Source organism: Pseudomonas imperatae (assembly GCF_057128625.1).
This window is the reverse complement of record NZ_JBSKHP010000018.1, coordinates 70,938-87,630: the sequence shown is the minus strand read 5'-3', so window position 1 is coordinate 87,630 and position 16,693 is coordinate 70,938. Positions and strand designations below refer to the sequence as shown.

At 67.3% G+C, this 16,693-nt stretch carries 17 protein-coding genes; 4 read left to right on the top strand and 13 right to left on the bottom strand.

All coding sequences use genetic code 11. The features are described from left to right. Positions 1-7: 7 nt before the first annotated feature. From rutC to ACWKWX_RS21890, 4 genes are read left to right on the top strand one after another with little or no spacing between them, the layout of a single operon-like run. A complete protein-coding gene (gene rutC, locus ACWKWX_RS21905) occupies positions 8-391 on the top strand; it encodes a pyrimidine utilization protein C (protein WP_416423739.1) in 384 nt (127 codons plus the stop codon). A 9-nt stretch (positions 392-400) separates the two neighbouring features. Next, a complete protein-coding gene (gene rutD, locus ACWKWX_RS21900; protein WP_483828902.1) occupies positions 401-1,180 on the top strand; it encodes a pyrimidine utilization protein D in 780 nt (259 codons plus the stop codon). A gap of 14 nt (positions 1,181-1,194) precedes the next feature. Further along, entirely contained in the window at positions 1,195-1,716 is a 522-nt protein-coding gene (gene rutF / locus ACWKWX_RS21895) for an NADH-dependent FMN reductase RutF (protein WP_416423737.1), read from the top strand. A 23-nt stretch (positions 1,717-1,739) separates the two neighbouring features. After that, the gene (locus ACWKWX_RS21890; RefSeq protein ID WP_483828901.1) at positions 1,740-2,765 is read left to right on the top strand and encodes a purine-nucleoside phosphorylase; all 1,026 of its coding nucleotides are present in this window, start codon (positions 1,740-1,742) and stop codon (positions 2,763-2,765) included. Between the two features lie 100 nt (positions 2,766-2,865). On the opposite strand, the gene ACWKWX_RS21885 is transcribed toward ACWKWX_RS21890, so the two are convergent. From ACWKWX_RS21885 to ACWKWX_RS21825, 13 genes are all read right to left on the bottom strand, one after another. Beyond that, positions 2,866-4,026, bottom strand: a complete 1,161-nt coding sequence (locus tag ACWKWX_RS21885; protein ID WP_483828900.1) for an alpha/beta hydrolase family protein — start codon at positions 4,024-4,026, stop codon at positions 2,866-2,868. 20 nt (positions 4,027-4,046) lie between these two features. Then, on the bottom strand, positions 4,047-5,021 hold the full coding sequence (locus ACWKWX_RS21880; protein ID WP_483828899.1) for a VOC family protein: 975 nt from the start codon (positions 5,019-5,021) through the stop codon (positions 4,047-4,049). A 243-nt stretch (positions 5,022-5,264) separates the two neighbouring features. After that, complete coding sequence (locus ACWKWX_RS21875) at positions 5,265-6,008, bottom strand: SDR family NAD(P)-dependent oxidoreductase (protein WP_483828898.1); 744 nt, start codon at positions 6,006-6,008, stop codon at positions 5,265-5,267. Positions 6,009-6,022: 14 nt separating this feature from the next. Next, positions 6,023-7,477: a carbohydrate porin gene (locus tag ACWKWX_RS21870; RefSeq protein ID WP_483828897.1), complete on the bottom strand. Its 1,455-nt coding sequence runs from the start codon at positions 7,475-7,477 to the stop codon at positions 6,023-6,025. Positions 7,478-7,562: 85 nt separating this feature from the next. Beyond that, the gene (locus tag ACWKWX_RS21865; protein ID WP_416423731.1) at positions 7,563-8,798 is read right to left on the bottom strand and encodes an MFS transporter; all 1,236 of its coding nucleotides are present in this window, start codon (positions 8,796-8,798) and stop codon (positions 7,563-7,565) included. A 123-nt stretch (positions 8,799-8,921) separates the two neighbouring features. Next, entirely contained in the window at positions 8,922-9,860 is a 939-nt protein-coding gene (locus ACWKWX_RS21860; RefSeq protein WP_416423730.1) for an NAD-dependent epimerase/dehydratase family protein, read from the bottom strand. A gap of 2 nt (positions 9,861-9,862) precedes the next feature. Next, complete coding sequence (locus ACWKWX_RS21855; RefSeq protein WP_483828896.1) at positions 9,863-10,846, bottom strand: fumarylacetoacetate hydrolase family protein; 984 nt, start codon at positions 10,844-10,846, stop codon at positions 9,863-9,865. Next, on the bottom strand, positions 10,843-11,274 hold the full coding sequence (locus tag ACWKWX_RS21850) for a VOC family protein (protein WP_483828895.1): 432 nt from the start codon (positions 11,272-11,274) through the stop codon (positions 10,843-10,845). Before ACWKWX_RS21850 ends, ACWKWX_RS21855 begins: the two co-directional genes overlap by 4 nt. Positions 11,275-11,285: 11 nt before the next feature. Continuing rightward, a complete protein-coding gene (locus ACWKWX_RS21845) occupies positions 11,286-12,032 on the bottom strand; it encodes an SDR family NAD(P)-dependent oxidoreductase (protein ID WP_416423727.1) in 747 nt (248 codons plus the stop codon). Next, the gene (gene hisD, locus ACWKWX_RS21840; RefSeq protein ID WP_483828894.1) at positions 12,032-13,315 is read right to left on the bottom strand and encodes a histidinol dehydrogenase; all 1,284 of its coding nucleotides are present in this window, start codon (positions 13,313-13,315) and stop codon (positions 12,032-12,034) included. Before hisD ends, ACWKWX_RS21845 begins: the two co-directional genes overlap by 1 nt. A gap of 28 nt (positions 13,316-13,343) precedes the next feature. Beyond that, positions 13,344-14,360 (bottom strand): SMP-30/gluconolactonase/LRE family protein, encoded by a 1,017-nt coding sequence (locus tag ACWKWX_RS21835; protein ID WP_483828893.1) that lies wholly within the window; start codon positions 14,358-14,360, stop codon positions 13,344-13,346. Positions 14,361-14,374: 14 nt separating this feature from the next. Next, the gene (locus ACWKWX_RS21830; protein ID WP_483828892.1) at positions 14,375-15,505 is read right to left on the bottom strand and encodes an FAD-dependent oxidoreductase; all 1,131 of its coding nucleotides are present in this window, start codon (positions 15,503-15,505) and stop codon (positions 14,375-14,377) included. Positions 15,506-15,833: 328 nt separating this feature from the next. After that, a complete protein-coding gene (locus ACWKWX_RS21825) occupies positions 15,834-16,601 on the bottom strand; it encodes an SDR family NAD(P)-dependent oxidoreductase (RefSeq protein ID WP_416423723.1) in 768 nt (255 codons plus the stop codon). Positions 16,602-16,693: the final 92 nt, after the last annotated feature.

Sequence of the window (16,693 nt, the reverse complement as noted above, 5' to 3'; positions counted from 1 at the left end):
CCCGAGCATGAGCAAAAAAGCCATTATCCCCGCCGGCACCGGCGTGCCCATCGCCCCCTTCGTGCCCGGCTCGCTGGCCGACGGCATCCTCTACGTGTCCGGCACCCTGCCCTTCGACAAGGACAACAACGTGGTGCACGTGGGCGACGCCGCCGCCCAGACCCGCCATGTGCTGGAGACCATCAAGGGCGTGGTGGAAACCGCCGGCGGCACGCTGGACGACGTCACCTTCAACATGATCATGCTGCGCGACTGGGCCGACTACGCCGCCATCAACGCGGTGTACGCCGAATACTTCGCCGGCGAGAAACCGGCGCGCTACTGCATCCAGTGCGGCCTGGTGAAGCCCGACGCCCTGATTGAAATCGCCAGCATCGCCCACGTCGGCTGAGGAGCGCCCATGTACCACGAACTGCTTGGCCGCACCGACCCGCACGCTCCTACCCTGGTGCTCAGCTCGGGACTGGGCGGCTCCGCGCGCTTCTGGGCGCCGCAACTGCCGGTGCTCATCCAGGCCTACCGGGTGCTGGTGTACGACCACGCTGGCAGCGGCCGTAGCCCGGCCACGCTGCCCGAGGGCTACAGCATCGCCACCATGGCTGCCGAGTTGCTGGCGCTGCTGGACGAACTGGACGTGCAGCGCTGCCACTTCATCGGCCACGCCCTGGGCGGCCTGGTGGGCCTGGAACTGGCGCTGCAACGCCCCGGGCTGTTGCAAAGCCAGGTGCTGATCAACGCCTGGAGCAGCCCGAACCCCCACAGCGCGCGCTGCTTTGCGGTGCGCAAGAATCTGCTGAACCACAGCGGCCCGGCCGCCTACGTGCAGGCCCAGGCGCTGTTCCTGTACCCCGCCGACTGGATCGCCGCCAACAGCGCGCAACTGGCCGAGGACGACGCCCACGCCCTGGCGCACTTCCCCGAACCCGCCAACCTGCTCAAGCGCATCGCCGCGCTGCAGGCGTTCAACGTCGAAGCGCACCTGGGCGATATCGCCGTGCCCACCCTGTTGATCGCCAACCGCGACGACATGCTGGTGCCCTGGCAACGCTCGCAGCACCTCGCCGATTGCCTGGCCAACGGCCGGCTGTGCCTGCTGGACTATGGCGGCCACGCCTCCAGCGTCAGCGACAGCACCACGTTCAACCGCGTTTTGCTCGATTACCTGGCTGAACAAGCCTGACTGGAGTGCCCATCATGCTCATGTCCGAAATCGTCGCCCCCCACGTCGCTGCCCAGGACTTCCGCCACGCCATGGCCGGCCTCGCCGCCGCGGTCAACGTCATCACCAGCGATGGCCCCCAGGGCCGCGCCGGGTTCACCGCTACAGCAGTGTGCAGCGTCACCGACAACCCGCCCACCCTGCTGGTGTGCCTGAACCGCAGCGCCTCGGTGCACCCGGTGTTCAGCGCCAACGGCGTGCTGTGCGTGAACACCCTGGGCAGCGACCAGCGCGAGCTGTCGAACCTGTTCGGCGGCAAGACCGCCATGAGCGAACGCTTCGCCGCCGGCGCCTGGAGCACCTGGGTCAGCGGTGCGCCGGTGCTGGACGGCGCGGCGGCCAGCTTCGACTGCCGCATCAGCCAAACCCTGAGCGTGGGCACCCACGACATTCTGTTCTGCGAAGTGATGGCCCTGCGTCGCGAAACCGACGCCGACGCACTGGTATATTTCGACCGCGCCTACCATGAGGTGCACCCGCAGCAACCCCCAGCCTGATTTCACCTGAAAAAGGACTTCACATGCGTCATACCCTGTTCCCCCTGGCCACCCTGGCACTGGGGGCCACCCTGAGCCTGGGCGCCGTGGCGGCGCCGCTGCAACCCAAGGTGATGCTGATCACCATGTTCGGCCCCGAGGCGCAGAACTGGATCGAGCGCCTGCACCTCACCGAGAAAGTGCCGGTGCCCGGCCTCGCCGCCGAATACCCCGATGTGCACTGCAACAGCCAGCAGGTGTGCCTGATGACCACCGGCATGGGCCAGACCAACGCCGCCGCGTCCACCCTGGCACTGACGCTGTCCAGCCAGTTCGACCTGCGCCAGACCTATTTCCTGGTGGCCGGCATTGCCGGCATCAACCCCCGCGAAGGCACCCTGGGCACCGCCGCCTGGGCCCATTACCTGGTGGAGTTCGGCACCCAATGGGAGCTGGATTCGCGTGACGTGCCCAAGGACTGGCCTACCGGCTACCTGGGCATCAACACCAAGGGCCCGAACGAGAAGCCGCCGCTGGACTACAAGACCGAAGTGTTCGAACTGAACCCGGCGCTGCAGGCCAAGGCCTTTGCCCTGTCGCAGAACGTGGTGCTGGGGGAAAGCAAGGAATCGGCGGCCTGGCGCCAGCACTACCCCTACGCCCCGGCCAACCAGCCGCCGGTGGTGACCCGTTGCGATACCCTGGCGGGCAACACCTGGTACTCGGGCACGCGCCTGAGCGAGCGCGCCGAGGCGTGGACCAAGTTGCTCACCGATAACAAGGGCACCTACTGCACCACCCAGCAGGAGGACAACTCCACCTACGAAGCGCTGCTGCGCGCCAGCCGCCTGGGCCGCGTGGACATCCAGCGGCTGGCGGTGCTGCGCGCCGGTTCCGACTTCGACCGGCCGTACCCGGGCTACAGCGAGGTGGACAACCTGCTCAAGTACGCCGACCAGGGCGGCTTCGTGCCGGCGCTGGACAACCTGTACCGGGCGGGCAATGCGTTGGTGCAGGACATTACCGGGCATTGGGCGCAGTGGCAGCATGGCGTGCCTTCCGCGCCGTAGCCGCTGCCGCCAGGCTGCGCTGGCCGGTGTGAACCCCCGGGATCTCCAGCGAGGCATAGGGCCAGCGCAGCCTTCGGCAGCGGCTACGCTGGCGGTGGGGTCAGGACAGGCGCCCACCCAACCGCTGCGCCACCCAATCGGCAATCCACGCCCCCGCGTTGGCGGTGTTGTCCAGGCTGCTGTGGTGGATGCCGCCCTCGCGCGGGGTGAAAATCTTCAGCTCGCGGTCCGGGCTGGCAGTCAGCTGGTCAAACGACTGGTGCGCATACTCCAGCGGGATCTGCCGGTCGGCCTCGCCGTGGGTCACCAAGAATGGCACCTTGATGCGTTCCATCACGCCATTGAGGTGCACCTGCTCGGCGATGGCCATGAATTCGTCCATGTCCGCCGCGCCCCACACCCAGCGCACGTGCTCCCAGTAATGCGGCACCGGCCGCTCGCCTTCGCGGGCCAGGCGGCGTTTCTGCATCTCGCCCCAATTGTGGTTGGCGCCCCACACCACGCCCAGGGCAAAACGCGGTTCGAAGGCCACCGCGCGCGGGCAGTAGTAACCGCCCAGGGACACGCCCAGCAGGCCGATGCGTTGCGGGTCGATGTCAGCGCGCCCTTGCAGGTAGTCCAGCACCTTGCTCGCCCACACCTCGGTGTTGGCCACGGCGTTCATGCCGTGCAGGCGCAGCGCCTCGCCGGTGCCCGGCTGGTCGAGGAACACGCTGGCGATGCCGCGCTTGGCCAACAGTTGCGGGAACAGCCCGGCGCGGTAAACCATCTCCTTGGTGCTGTCCAGGCCGTTGATGATCACCAGGCACGGCGCCGGCCCCTGCACGCCTTCAGCCGGGGTATAGAGACCGGCCAGGTGCGCGCCATGGTAAGGAATTTCCACCCGTTGCAACGGCTCGCCGGCCAGCCGCGCGCCCTCGGCGAAGGTTTGCAGGAACTTGGCGTACAGCGCCTTGCGCGGCGCGTAGCCGTGGGCCTGCATGCGCTCGGCGGTGATGAAGTACACAGCGGCGCGGTTGAGCTTGTCACCGGCACTGAACAGCCGGCCGGCGGCCTTGTCCTCCTGGGCCAGGGCCACCAGGTTGTCGCCACCCGCCTCCCAGGCCTTGAGGAACGCCTGGGTGCCGGCGTCGTCGCCCTGGCGCGCCACCTCCACCAGTGGCCGGCACATGGCCTCGATCTCGCCGATCTTGCCGCCCATCTCGATGGCCGCCGCCACCGCCAGGCTCCACACGTAATTGGTCTCGAAATACTGGAACATCGTGGTTTTCCTTGTTGTGATCAGCGGCGCATGGCCGGTTCGCTGCCCTGGTAGAAGGTCACGTCCCAGGGGATGTCGTCCTGCATGAACGCCGGCGGGTTGCCCATCCACTGCGCCGTGCCGAAGCGGAATTCCCACTCGCGCGGCACCCAGTTGTCGTCCAGGTAGTCGGTGTCGGCGCCGTACTCGGCCTCGCCGCCGGTGGGCGAGTTGAAGTAGCAGAAAATCGCCGAGGCAATGCGGTGCCGGCCAGTGCCGAGGAAGCCGTGCTGCCAGCCGCGGCGGGTCATGTAGTTGGAGCCCACCATCACCTCGTCGAAGTCTTCCACGCCAAAGCAGGTGTGGTGGAAGCGCGGTACGCCGCCAGCGCCCGGCGCCTTGTTGTTGAGCAGGAAGGTGTTGTGGTGCTCGTTGGCGCCGTCGGCGCGCAGGTAGGTGCCCACGCCCTTCTGGTGGTCGGACAGGCGGAAGTTCAGGCGGTCGCGGAAAAAGGCGAAGCTGGCCCAGTAGTCGTCCACGGCGAACACCACGTGGTTGATGGTCTTGGGCCGCGCGCGGGTGCGCCACTTGCGGTGCTGGTTGAGGCGGTTGACGTTGCCGGCGGCGTTGATCGGGTCCGGCGCATACGTCACCTTCTTGCGCGTGAACACCCGCAGGCCCAGGGCCTGGCCGCAGTCGCTGAGGAAGTGCCAGGCGCCGTCGTCGCCCAGGCGCACCTCACGGTCGCGGGCCAGGTCGTCCACCAGGCGGCGCAGGCTCTCGGCGTTGTCCACGCCCCAGATGGTTTCCTTGACCCCGAAGCCCTCGTAGCGCGAGGCCGGTATGGACGGATGCTCCAGGGCGCGGACGATGATGGTCGAGCCCTCGTCAAGCCGGTAGACGGTTTCGTCGTCGCTGGCGCTCAGGCGCACCAGGCCGAAATCGTCGAAAAACTGCGAGGCCCGGGCCAGGTCCTCGACGCCGTACAACAGGGTATCGATGCCGATGATCGCCATGTCAGGCCTCCTGGAATCGTGAGTTGCGATGCATTGTTATTGTCCTTGTAGAACGCGTTTGCCCGGCCAGCGTACGAAGCCCGGCGCACGGAAACCAATCGTTTGTGGGCATGGGATGCATCCATGGCGTGGATGCATTGGCCCTGATACCCCTGCTGACTGAATATCTGTGGGAGCTGGCTTGCCAGCGAGCTGTTGAGGCCCTAAAAGCTCGCTGGCAAGCCAGCTCCCACAGGTGTCAATTCATAGGAGGAAGCCGCCGTCGAGGTTGAAGACCTGGCCGGTCATGTAGCTGGCCTCGTCCGAGGCGATGAATGCCAGCACCCCGCACAAATCCTCCGGCACGCCGTTGCGCTTGATCATCTGGCTGTCGCGGACCTGCTCGAACAGCTGCGCCGGCAACGCCGCGGCGCTGCCGGGGTGGCGGATCAGGCCCGGGGAGATGGCGTTGACGGTGACGCCGTGCTCGCCCAGCTCCACTGCCAGGGCGCGGGTCAGGCCGATGACGCCCATCTTCGCCGCGATGTAGGCCAGGAAGCCCTTCTGCGGCCGGCCGGTGTTGCTCGACGCCAGGTTGACAATGCGCCCCCAGCCGCGCTCGCGCATGCCCGGGGCGAACAGCTGGCTGAGCAGGAACGGCGCGTCCAGGGTCACCGCCTGGCAGTCGCTCCAGTCCAGCAGGCTGGTGTCGTCCAGGGACTTGAGCGGGATCCAGGCGGCGTTGTTGACCAGCACGTCGCAGCGGCCGAAGTGCTCCAGCACCTGGCGGCCCAGGTAGGCGATCTGCTCGGGTTGGCGCAGGTCGCAGTGAAAGCCCTGGGCGGTGCCGCCCTGGGCCTGGATGGCGCGCACCGTGGGGCCGGTGTCGACGCAATCGACCACGGCAATGTGCAGGCCGGCGGCGGCCAGGCGCAGGGCAAAGGCGTGGCCCAGGCCGCCAGCGGCGCCGGTGATCAGCGCCACGCGGGGTTGCAGGTGTTCGGTCATGGCAAAGCTCCTGGTCAGTGATGGGCGTTGAGGCCCAGCAGTTCGTCGAATTGGATGTGGAACAGCAGCCCGGCGGCGTAGCCGTCACGCGGGCTGACGGTGCTGTAGGGGTTGAGCCAGGTGCTGGCACCCCAGGTGCGCAGCACGAACGGGCTGACCACGATGCTGTCGGTGAGCACGAAGTTGGCGTCCAGCGACACCCCGTATTCGTTGCGGCCGGGGCTGTAGCTGCCAGCGCCGGAGGCTTCGTGGGCTTCCTCGAGGAAGCGCTGTTCGCGGCTAGTGAGCTGCGCCCAGTTGACGTTCACCGAGTAGCTGTCGAACGGCCGGCTGCGGAACGGCGCCGACAGGATCAGCCCGGCATTGCCCTGGGTGCCGACGCCGTTGGCGGTGTCCTGGTCGACGGTGTGGGTCAGGCTGGCGAAGGCAGTCAGCGCGGTGGGATTGAGGTCGTTGCCCTTGCCGCCGTCCTGGCGCCAGAAGGTCTTTTTCGCGCCCAGGTAGAAGCCGCTGACGCCCTTGCTGGTGCGCGCCGCCGCGGTGCTGTCCTGCACCTTCGAGGTGCCGTTGACGGTGTAGTACGGGTCGGTCTGCTCGCCGTTGTTGTGGAAGCCGAGAATCTCGTAGGTCTGCGGGTAGGCTTCCATGTGGTAGTCGGTGCGGTAGGCCAGGTTGGCCAGGTACACCGTGCTCAGGGTGCCGCCGCTGTCGCCGCCGGTGCGCTCCCAGCCGTTGGTGAACGGGTAGGCGTTGTTGCTGCGCCAGGCGCCCACCTGCGCGCGCAGGGCCGGGGTCAGGTCGTAGCCGATGCGCGCGCCCCAGTTGGCGTAGGGCGGCGGGTTGATGCCCGCAGTGTCCTGCAAAATGGCGTTGACGCAACCCAGAGGCACGTTGCACAGCGGCAGCGCGAAGTAGTTGCCGGCGTTGCTCTTGCCCACCTCGATGGCCAGCTTGTCACCCAGCAGTTTCTGCTCGTAGGTGAACAGGCTCAGGTGGCTGACCCGCGGAATGTAGGGCCCCGGCTTGCCGGCTATGACGTCGCCGACCTGGGTGCCGTAGGCCAGGTTGCTGGTCCAGGGCACGTACAGTTGCTCGAAGTGAACCGTGCCGCCAGGAATGCCCACCAGCTTGTCGAGGCTGAAGTCGCCGCCGATGGCGAAGATGGTCAGCGCCTCGTGGTTGCCAGTGCTCAGCCCCGCGCTGGGGTTGCGCAGGTAGATTTCGGTCATCGACAGGTGCGGGCTGATGCCGTGGTCGTTCAGCCACTTGCCCTGCTCTTCCAGCAGCTTGCCACTGGACGCCGGCACGTTGTTCTCGACGTTGAGCACCCGCGGGCCGATCTTCTGGTTGGGGTATTCAGTGGCCATGGTATCGGCCACCGGGCCTTGTACAGGTGCAGGCTCTTCGGCCATTACCGGGCCTGCCAGGGTGATGATCAGGGCACAGCCAAACGCCGCTCGATTGCTCATGTTCCGTCTCTTTTTGTTGTTTTCAGGATGAGGCTGTCCGCCCCGGCGCGCACGCGCGCCGGGGGTGTAGCAAGGGTTCAACGGGTCAGGCGTCTTCGAGGTTGACCGCGGCCAGTTGCAGGTCGCGTTGGGCCCGGCGCTTCACCAGGCTGGCGCCCAGCGCCGCCAGCACCACCAGCACGCACAGGCCGCCGGCCCAACTGACGGTGGTGGCCAGGCTGCCGCTGGCCTTGCTGACTGCCACCACCAGCAAGGGACTGAAGAACATGCCCAGGCAGTAGCTGCCGTACCACATGCCGGTGCCCAGGCCGCGGCGCTGCCAGGGCAGTTCGCGCATGTTCCAGATGGCCAGGGTGGGCAGCATCAGGCCGCAGCCCAGGCCGTTGACCAGGGCCACGGCCATGATGCCCTGCCAGGTGTGCATGGCCGGGATGGCGATGAAGCTGGCGGCAATCAGGCCGAACGCCAGCGCCAGGCAGTGCGGGGTGCGCAGCCCCAGCCGGGCGAGCATGTGCACGCTGAGGGTGCCCAGCACGATCATCACGCTGCAGGCCGAGGCCACCAGGCCTGCAGTCTGCGGCGAGTGCTCGCCGATGTCGCCCAGCAGGTAGGCCATCTGGATTTGCAGAATCATGAACATCACCGCGCCAATGAAGGTGACCACGCAGATGCCCAGCAGCACCAGCGGCCGGAAACGCACCAGCGGCCCGCGCTCCTCGGCGTCGGCCATGGCCGCGGCCTTGGGTTCCCACAGCAGCGCCTTGCTCACCAGCGCCAGCAGCAGCGGCACGGCGTACACCACATAGGGCGCGCGCCAGCCGATCTCGCCCAGGGCGCCGCCGACCATGAAGAACAGGATGGCCGAGGACGACGCGAAGGTGGTCTGCAGCGCCAGGTACTTCTGCCGCTGGGCGCCGCTGTAGTAGTCGCCGATAAGCATGGTGCTGACCGTCACCACCACCGATTCCACGCAGCCCAGGGCCACGCGGCTGACGATGATGGCGTACAGCGAGTCGAGGAACATCGGCAGCAGGCCGAAGATGCCATAGCCGACGATGGACGCCACCAGCAGGCGCTTGCGCCCGTAGCGGTCGGCGAGGATGCCGACCACCGGGCTGAGCAGGGCCACCAGCAGCCCCGGAATGGTCAGCGCCACCGGGATGAGGAATTCGACGTTGGGCACCGCGGCGAAGTGTGCCTGCATCTGCGGCAGGCTGGGCGCCACGACGATGGCTGCCATGGGCGACAGGCAGTTGATCAGCAACAGCAAGTACGTGGCGAACGTCGCCTTGGACTGGGTGACACGGCTGGGAGCGTTCATGGCCTCTCCGGATTGTTATTATTTAGAGTAATGGGCACGCGTTGTATCGCTTGATGTGGGAGCTGGCTTGCCAGCGAGCTTTTGGGGGCGCCAACAACTCGCTGGCAAGCCAGCTCCCACGGGTCACGCCAAAGTGTTGTTGATCAATTCCTCCAAAGTGCCGTCATGGCGCAGGCCCAGCGCCTCGGCCGCCTCGGCGTGCAACGGCGGGTAGCGGCCGAAGTTTGCCTCCAGGGCTTCATTGGGTTCGTAGCTCACCAACGCCCGGCGGTCCTCGCCGAAACGCTGGCACAACCCATCAATCAACTGCAACAGGCTCAAATGCAGCACCGGCAAGGCAAACACCCGCCGCGCCTGCAACGCAGCCGCCGGCACGCGCGCCGCATGCAGCAGGTTGTCCACACAGCGCGCCGCCGACATCCACCAGGCCTGCGCACCCGGCGACACCGGGCACACGAACGGCTGGCCAGCCTTGAGCTTCCAGAACACCTCGCTCATGAACGCCGACAGCAGCCCCGAGGGCGCTGGCGGCCGGGCGACGATGCCGGGCAGGCGCAGGCTGATACCGTCGATCCAGCCACGGCGGCTGAAATCGTCGATCAGCAGTTCACCCATCAGTTTTTGCGTGGCATAGCTCAGCTGCGGGCGCAGCGGCGTGTGGTCGTCCACCGTCTCAAGCAACGGCGACCCGTAGACGGCGATGGTGCTGGCGAACACCACCCGCGCCGGCGTGGCTTGGGCTTTCAACCCTTCCAGCAAGGCCAGGGTGGCGTCCAGGTTCACGCGGCGGCCTAGCGCGTAATCACGCTCGGCCAGGCCACCGGGCACGCTGGCCAGGTGAAACGCCACGTCCACCGGGGTTTCCAGGGCGTCGGCCAACAGGCGGCTGTCGTCAATGCTGCCCGCCAGCGAACGCACGCGCGGGTCGTGGATCGGTGTATCGAACGTCAAGTCCAGCAGGGTCAGTTGGCTCCAGCCCGGCAACGCCGCCGGGTCGGCCAGCAGCCGTTGCACCAGGGTGGCGCCGACGAAGCCGTTGGCGCCGGTGATGAGTATGTGCATGGTCACACCTGCGCCGGTACGAAGCGGTGGTCGATGGCGCCGAACACGCTGGCGCCGTCCAGGCCGAAGATCTCGAAGCGCAGGCGGTCGCCGAACTTCAGGAACGGCGTCTTCGCCTCGCCTTGTTCGATGGTCTCCACCGCCCGGCGCTCGGCCAGGCACGCGGAGCCGGTGACGTTGTAGTCGCGGTTGGAGAAGGTGCCGGAGCCCAGCACCGTGCCGGCGCCCAGCTTGCGCGTGCGGGCCAGGTGCATCACCAGTTCGGGGAAGCTGAAGTCCATCTCGGTGCCGTTGGGCTCGCCGAAACGCTGGCCGTTGCACTGCACGTGCATGGGCAGCTTCACCCGCCCTTCACTCCACGCCGGGCCGAGTTCATCGGGGGTGACCGCCACCGGCGCAAACACCGTGCTGGGCTTGGCGCGCAGCGGGCCGAAGCCGATGCTCACTTCCTTGAACAGGTGCGCGCGCAGGCTCACGTCGTTGAGCAGCATCAGCAACTTGATATGGCCTGCCGCCTGGGCAGGCTGGATGCCCATGGGCACATCATCGAGTACCACGGCGACCTCCCCTTCGAAATCGATCTGATGCTCTTCACCGGGTACCGGGTAGTCGTCGCAGGCGCCGAGGAAATCATCGCCGGCGCCCTGGTAGATAATAGGCACGCCGGGGTCTTTCTTGATGTCCAGATTGTACGCGCGCTCCATCAGCATGCCGTGGTTGAGGAACGACGAGGCGTCGGCCCATTGGTAAGCCCGTGGCAGCGGCGCCATGGCCTCGCGCGGCTCGAAATCGAACGCCTGGGTGGCACGGCCGCCGTTCAGCGCGGCAGACAGCTGCTGCAACAGCGGCTCGCAGCGCGCCCAGTCTTCGATGGCGGCCTGCAGCGTGGCGGCAATGCCCGACGCCAGCACGGCGCGGCGCAGGTCACGGGATACCACGACCAGGCGGCCGTCGCGGCTGCCGTCCTTGAGGGTGGCCAGTTTCATAGGGGTGCTCCTTGGTCGGCCCACAGGGCCGGGTATTGGATGAGTTCCAGCAGGTTGCCGCTGTTGTCACGCAGGAAGCCCATGGGCGTGCCGTCGATGACATTCTCGAAGACGATGTCGGCGCCCTTGGCGCGCAGCGCGGCGAAGGCGGCCGAGGCGTCCTGCACGGCGAAGCACAGGTGCTTGTGGCCGTGGGTCTGCAGGTCCAGGTGTGGCTCGCGGCGCTCGGCCGGCAAGGGCTTGGCCTGCGCCAGCTGGAACAGCTCCAGGCGGTAGTCGCCGCTGCGAATGAACGCGATGTGCGCCGGAATCTGCTCGATGAAGGCGCGGCTTTCCAGCTCGAAGCCGAGCATGTGCCGGTACCAGTCAATCGACGCGTCCAGGCTGGGCACGCTGATGCCGCCGTGGTGCGGTTTGATCGCGAACATGGGCGCCCTCCTCAGCTCAGCGGCCGGCCGCCATCCACAGGGATGACGGCGCCAGTGGTAAAGGTCAGTTGCGTGGCCAGGGCCAGCACCGCGCGCGCCACTTCGGCCGGCAGCGCCAGGCGCCCCAGGGGCGTGCGCGCGGCCTGCTCGTCGCGCCAGTCCTGGGCCAGGCCCTGGACGAACTCGGTGTCGGCCAGCCCCGGCGCCACCGACACCACCCGCACCTGGGGCGCCAGGGCGCGGGCCAGGGATTGGGTAAGGTTGTCCACCGCCGCCTTCGACGCACAGTAGGCGATGTTGCTGCCCATGGCCGTGCGCGCGGCGATGGAGCTGATGTTCACCACCAGGCCGTCACCGCTGGCCTTGAGCAGCGGCGCCAGGGCGCGCACGCAGGCAATGGGGCCGCGCACGTTGGTGGCCAGAATGCTGTCGATCAGCCCGTCGTCCAGGCCGTCGAGGTCGGCATGGGCAACGAAGCGCGTGGTGCCGGCGCAGTTCACCAGCAGGTCGCAGCGGCCGTAGTGCGCTTGCACCGTGGCTGCCAGGGCGTGTAACGCAGCGCTGTCGGTGACCGGCGCGGCCACCGCCAGGTGGTCGCCGCCGGGCAGCGCGGCGACCAGCGCCTGGGCCGCCTCGGCGCTGCGGTTGTAGCCGGCCACCACCCGCGCGCCGGCCTGGGCCAGGGCGGCGCAGATCGCCCCGCCCAGTCCGCCGGTGGCGCCAGTGACCACCGCCACCTTGCCTTCCAGGGCCTGCATCACAAGGCCTGCTTCAGGCGGCGCACACGAATGTCGGCCTGTTCCTTGTGCCCGGAGAAATGCTCCAGGGCGCACAGCCGCGAGCACACCTCGCCGATGGCCACGCTGGCCTCATCGGTGAGCACGCGCTGGTAGGTGTGGGTCTTGATGAACTTGCCCACCCACAGCCCGCCGGTGTAGCGCCCGGCGCCCATGGTCGGCAGGGTGTGGTTGGTGCCGATCACCTTGTCGCCGTAGGACACATTGGTGCGATGGCCCAGGAACAGCCCGCCGTAGTTGGTCATGCGCGCCAGGAACCAGTCCGGGTCGCGGGTCATCACCTGCACGTGCTCGGAGCAGATGCGCTCGGATTCGGCGAGCATTTCCTCGTCGGTGTCACAGAGGATGATCTCGCCATAGTCGCGCCAGGCCACGCTGGCAATTGGCGCGGTGTCGAGGCGCGCCAGCACTTTCTCGATGGCCGCCGGCAGTTCTTCGGCGATGCGCGTGCTGGTGGTGACGCAGAACGCTGGCGAGGTCGGCCCGTGCTCGGCCTGGCCCAGCAGGTCGACGGCCACCAGTTCGGCGTCCACCGTGTCGTCGCAGATCACCATGGTTTCGGTGGGGCCGGCGAACAGGTCGATGCCCACGCGGCCGTACAGCTGGCGCTTGGCTTCGGCCACGTAGGCGTTGCCGGGGCCGACGATCATGTCCACCGGGGCAATATTTTCAGTGCCCAGGGCCATGGCGGCCACACCCTGCACGCCGCCCATCACGTAGATCTCATCGGCGCCGGCCAGGGCCATGGCGGCGATGATCTCCGGCGACGGTTTGCCATCGAACGGCGGCGCGCAGGCGATCACGCGCTTCACCCCGGCCACCTTGGCGGTCAGCACGCTCATGTGCGCCGAGGCCAGCAGCGGGTACTTGCCGCCGGGAATGTAGCAACCCACCGAGTTCACCGGGATGTTCTTGTGGCCCAGCACCACGCCGGGCAGGGTCTCCACTTCCACGTCGCGCATCGACAGCAGCTGGATCTGCGCGAAGCGGCGGATCTGCGCCTGGGCGAACTTGATGTCTTCGATGGCCTGGGGCGACAGGCTGTCGATGCAGGCCTGAATTTCCTCGGCGCTCAAACGCAGGCTGGTGGGGTTCCAGCGGTCGAATTTTTCCGAGTACTCGCGCACCGCCGCTTCGCCGCGCTGTTCGATGGCCTGGATGATCTGCTCCACGGTGTCGCGCACCTGGGCGTTGAGTTCGGCCTTCTGCTGGGCCGGCTTGCCTTGCTTGAGATAACGAATCATGGTCGGTTCCTTGTTGTTCTAATCGAATTCAGCGCCAGTGGATCAACGCCTGGCCGGCCACCGGGGCCTGGAAAAACGGGATGCGCGTGCCCTGCAGGCTGCCCAGGTACACGGTCTTCAGATCCGGCCCGCCGAAGGTCAGGCTGGCCAGCCACGGCGCCAGGGTGCCGTGGGCCGCCTGCATGATCTGCGGGGTCAGGGTCTTGGCGTGGTAGTGGCGGTTGAGCTCGGCGGTGGCGGCCGGGTTGCTGTCGTCCAGCAGGGTCAGCACCTCGCCGTCCGGGGTCAGGGCAATGAGCTTGTCGGTCATCACCAGGGTCACCCACAGGTTGCCGTAGCTGTCGAAGGCAAAGCCGTCGGGGAAGCCTTCCAGCTCGGCCGGGCCGAACACCTCGCGGTCGCTGAGCGAGCCATCGGCGTTCAGGCGCAGCCGCGAGATGCGGCGCACGTTGCTTTCCACCACGTACAGCCACTCTTCGTTGTCGTCGAAGCGGATCTCGTTGGTGCCGCCAAAACCCTCGGCGACGATGCGCATGCCGTTGTCGTCGATCACGCCGATGTAGCCGTCCAGCACGCCGGAATTGATCGAGTCGGTCCAGGGCTGCATCGTGGTGGTCACGGTGAACCAGATACGGCCCTTGCTATCGCGCAGCGGGAAGTTGGTCTTGCCCAGGGGCTTGCCGTCCAGCTGGTCGAACAGCACCTTGATGTTGCCCTGGCGGTCGAGCTGCTCGATGCGGTCCAGGCCCCAGTTGCAGATGATGAAGTCGCCTTGCGCAGTCAGCGCCAGGCCGTTGGGCAGCGAGGCACCCTGGGACTGCACGTAGCGCGACTCGAACGAGGCCTGCTGCTGCGCGGGCTGCTTGGGCGCCAGCAGGGTCTGCTCGCCGTTGACGGCAATGTGCATCACCCCGCCGCGGGCGTCGGCGGCCCACAGGCTGCCGTCGGGCTGGGCGATGATGCATTCGGGGCGTTGCAGGTCGTGGCCGATGAAGCCGATGGCGTCGCGGTCGACCTGCCAGCCTTTGAGCGGGTTGGGTTTCATGCAGGGCACCTTGGTCAGATAGGTTGGGCAACGACGTTGATCATCTGCGCCATCAGGCCGGTGAAGTCGGCGTCGGCACTGGGCCGTTGTTCCCATTCGCCGATCTGCACCGAGCCTTCGTTGATGAACTTGCAGCGCTCGAAACGCCGCGCCATGAAGCGCTCCAGCACCTCGGCCAGGCTCAGCCGCGGCACGCCGCACAGCTCGCCCAGCACCACCGCGTCTTCCACCGCCTGCGCCGCGCCCTGGCCCATGTGCGGGGTGGTGGCGTGGGCGGCGTCGCCAATCAGCAGCACTCGGCCGCGGTACCAGGGCGCGGGCATCAGCAGCGCCTCCAGCGGGCGGTACACCACCTGGCTGTCGTCGGTGATCTGCTCGCGCAGCTCGGGCACCAGGCCGCCGTAGCCTTCCAGGCGCTTGCGGAACTCGGCGGCCAGGGTGTCAGGGGCGAAGAACGGGTTGCCCGGTTCCTCGAACACCGACAGCACGTACAGGCTGTCTTCGGTCAGCGGCGTGTAACCGGCCTTGCCGCCCGGCTTGCCTTCGAACATGTGCGACCACAACAAGTCCTTGGGCCGCGGCAGGTTGTAGCGCCACACGCCCTGGCCGGTGAAGCTCGGTTTGTACTGTTCGCCGAACACCGTGGTGCGTACTTTCGAATACACGCCGTCGGCGCCCACCAGCAGGTCGTACTCGCCGCTGCTGCCGTCGGTGAAGCGCACCGAGACCTTGTCGGCGCTCTGTTCGATATCACTGAAGGTCAGGCCCAGGCGCAGGCTGGCACCGCTGGCGGCCACCGCGTCCAGCAGCACTTGGTGCAACGCCGGGCGGGTCAGCCCGAGGTTGGCCGGGTACTGCTTGCCGGCCAATTGCGCGCCGCTGAGCTCGGCTTTCACCTGGCCCTGCTGGTTGCAGATGCGCAGGCCCTTGTAGGGGAAACCGGCCGCCACGGCGGCGTCGGCGATGCCCAATTGGGCCATGGCGCGGATGCAGTTGGCCTGCACCACGATGCCCACGTGGTAGACCTTGGCCTGGGGGCTGATCTCGACGATATCGACCTCCACCCCGGCGTTGCGCAGGGCAATGGCGGCGCTCAGCCCACCAATGCCTGCGCCTACGATCAGCACTTTTGCGATGTCGCTCATCAAGCGTTCCTCATGCAACGATTCTTCTGGACGGCCACGCACGGGGAAGCCCGGCGCATGCCTGTGCAAACGGCGAAAGGGGGTCAGGTGTGGGGGGTATTCAGGGGAAGCGACATGGGGGTATCTCCGGCTTGTTCTTATTGTGTGCAGCGTTGGGGTTACCTTAAACAGCGGCCGGGTATGCCGGAAATTGTTTGTTTGGATGCGAGGCATTTGTGGGGTGGATGCTTGATCGCGGTGCCTGCTTCGCGACCAAGGTCGGCTCCTACCACACCCGGCGTAGGAGCCGGCCTTGGCCGCGATGCAGGCGCCGCGGTGGGAGGGTTATTCAACAGGCCGTCGCGCCAGCGTCTATGCGCAGATCTGTCGCCGTCACCCAGGCGGATTCATCGCTGGCCAGATACACCGCCGCCCAACCGATGTCTTCCGGCCGGCCGATACGCTGTGGCAGCAACTGATGGTCCAGCGCCGCCTGGCGAAACCCCGGGTCTGCCGCCAAATGCGCGCGGGTGGCACTGGTCTCGATCAACCCCGGTGAAATGCTGTTGGCGCGAATCCCGTGGGGCCCGCCCTCCATCGCCAGTTGCCGGGTCATGGCCAGCACCCCGCCCTTCCCCGCGCAATGGGCCAGGGCGGGCGAGCCCTTGAGGCTCATCCAGGCGTTGGCGGAGGCGAAGTTGATGATCGAACCGCCGCCGCGGGCCTTCAGCACCGGCCAGGCGGCCTGGCACAGCAGGAACACCAGGTCCAGCTCGCCGGTGAGGGTCTTGCGCCAGTGCTGCTGGTAGTCCATGTCTTCGATCCAGGCGAAGGCGCCGAAGGCTGCGGCATTCACCACAATGTCGAAGCCTGCGTGCAGGCCGCAGGCGAACTCCACCAGGGCGGCGGCCTGGGCCGGGGCGGTGAGGTCGCAGGGGTCGAGGCTGTCGATGTGCAGCCCTTCTGCCGCAGCCAGGGCCACGGTGTGGCGGGCGGCGGCCGGGTCCAGTTCGGCGCCGACGACGCGCGCGCCCTGGCGGGCGAACATCAGCGCGCAGCACTGGCCGATGCCGCTGCCGATTCCGGTGACAATGGCGGTTTTTCCCAAGAGGCGCATGCGGTTTCCTTATGATTGCCAGTGAGGCCAATCACTATAAGAAGCCCCGCGCGGCTGCGGAAATTCGGCTTGGGCATGCCTGCCATGGGCTC

Excerpts from the sequence above, each read along its gene's own strand:
- rutC (WP_416423739.1), top strand. The coding sequence starts at position 8 with ATGAGCAAAAAAGCCATTATCCCCGCCGGCACCGGCGTGCCCATCGCC.
- rutD (WP_483828902.1), top strand. The coding sequence starts at position 401 with ATGTACCACGAACTGCTTGGCCGCACCGACCCGCACGCTCCTACCCTG.
- rutF (WP_416423737.1), top strand. The coding sequence starts at position 1,195 with ATGCTCATGTCCGAAATCGTCGCCCCCCACGTCGCTGCCCAGGACTTC.
- ACWKWX_RS21890 (WP_483828901.1), top strand. The coding sequence starts at position 1,740 with ATGCGTCATACCCTGTTCCCCCTGGCCACCCTGGCACTGGGGGCCACC.
- ACWKWX_RS21885 (WP_483828900.1), bottom strand. The coding sequence starts at position 4,026 with ATGTTCCAGTATTTCGAGACCAATTACGTGTGGAGCCTGGCGGTGGCG.
- ACWKWX_RS21880 (WP_483828899.1), bottom strand. The coding sequence starts at position 5,021 with ATGGCGATCATCGGCATCGATACCCTGTTGTACGGCGTCGAGGACCTG.
- ACWKWX_RS21875 (WP_483828898.1), bottom strand. The coding sequence starts at position 6,008 with ATGACCGAACACCTGCAACCCCGCGTGGCGCTGATCACCGGCGCCGCT.
- ACWKWX_RS21870 (WP_483828897.1), bottom strand. The coding sequence starts at position 7,477 with ATGAGCAATCGAGCGGCGTTTGGCTGTGCCCTGATCATCACCCTGGCA.
- ACWKWX_RS21865 (WP_416423731.1), bottom strand. The coding sequence starts at position 8,798 with ATGAACGCTCCCAGCCGTGTCACCCAGTCCAAGGCGACGTTCGCCACG.
- ACWKWX_RS21860 (WP_416423730.1), bottom strand. The coding sequence starts at position 9,860 with ATGCACATACTCATCACCGGCGCCAACGGCTTCGTCGGCGCCACCCTG.
- ACWKWX_RS21855 (WP_483828896.1), bottom strand. The coding sequence starts at position 10,846 with ATGAAACTGGCCACCCTCAAGGACGGCAGCCGCGACGGCCGCCTGGTC.
- ACWKWX_RS21850 (WP_483828895.1), bottom strand. The coding sequence starts at position 11,274 with ATGTTCGCGATCAAACCGCACCACGGCGGCATCAGCGTGCCCAGCCTG.
- ACWKWX_RS21845 (WP_416423727.1), bottom strand. The coding sequence starts at position 12,032 with ATGCAGGCCCTGGAAGGCAAGGTGGCGGTGGTCACTGGCGCCACCGGC.
- hisD (WP_483828894.1), bottom strand. The coding sequence starts at position 13,315 with ATGATTCGTTATCTCAAGCAAGGCAAGCCGGCCCAGCAGAAGGCCGAA.
- ACWKWX_RS21835 (WP_483828893.1), bottom strand. The coding sequence starts at position 14,360 with ATGAAACCCAACCCGCTCAAAGGCTGGCAGGTCGACCGCGACGCCATC.
- ACWKWX_RS21830 (WP_483828892.1), bottom strand. The coding sequence starts at position 15,505 with ATGAGCGACATCGCAAAAGTGCTGATCGTAGGCGCAGGCATTGGTGGG.
- ACWKWX_RS21825 (WP_416423723.1), bottom strand. The coding sequence starts at position 16,601 with ATGCGCCTCTTGGGAAAAACCGCCATTGTCACCGGAATCGGCAGCGGC.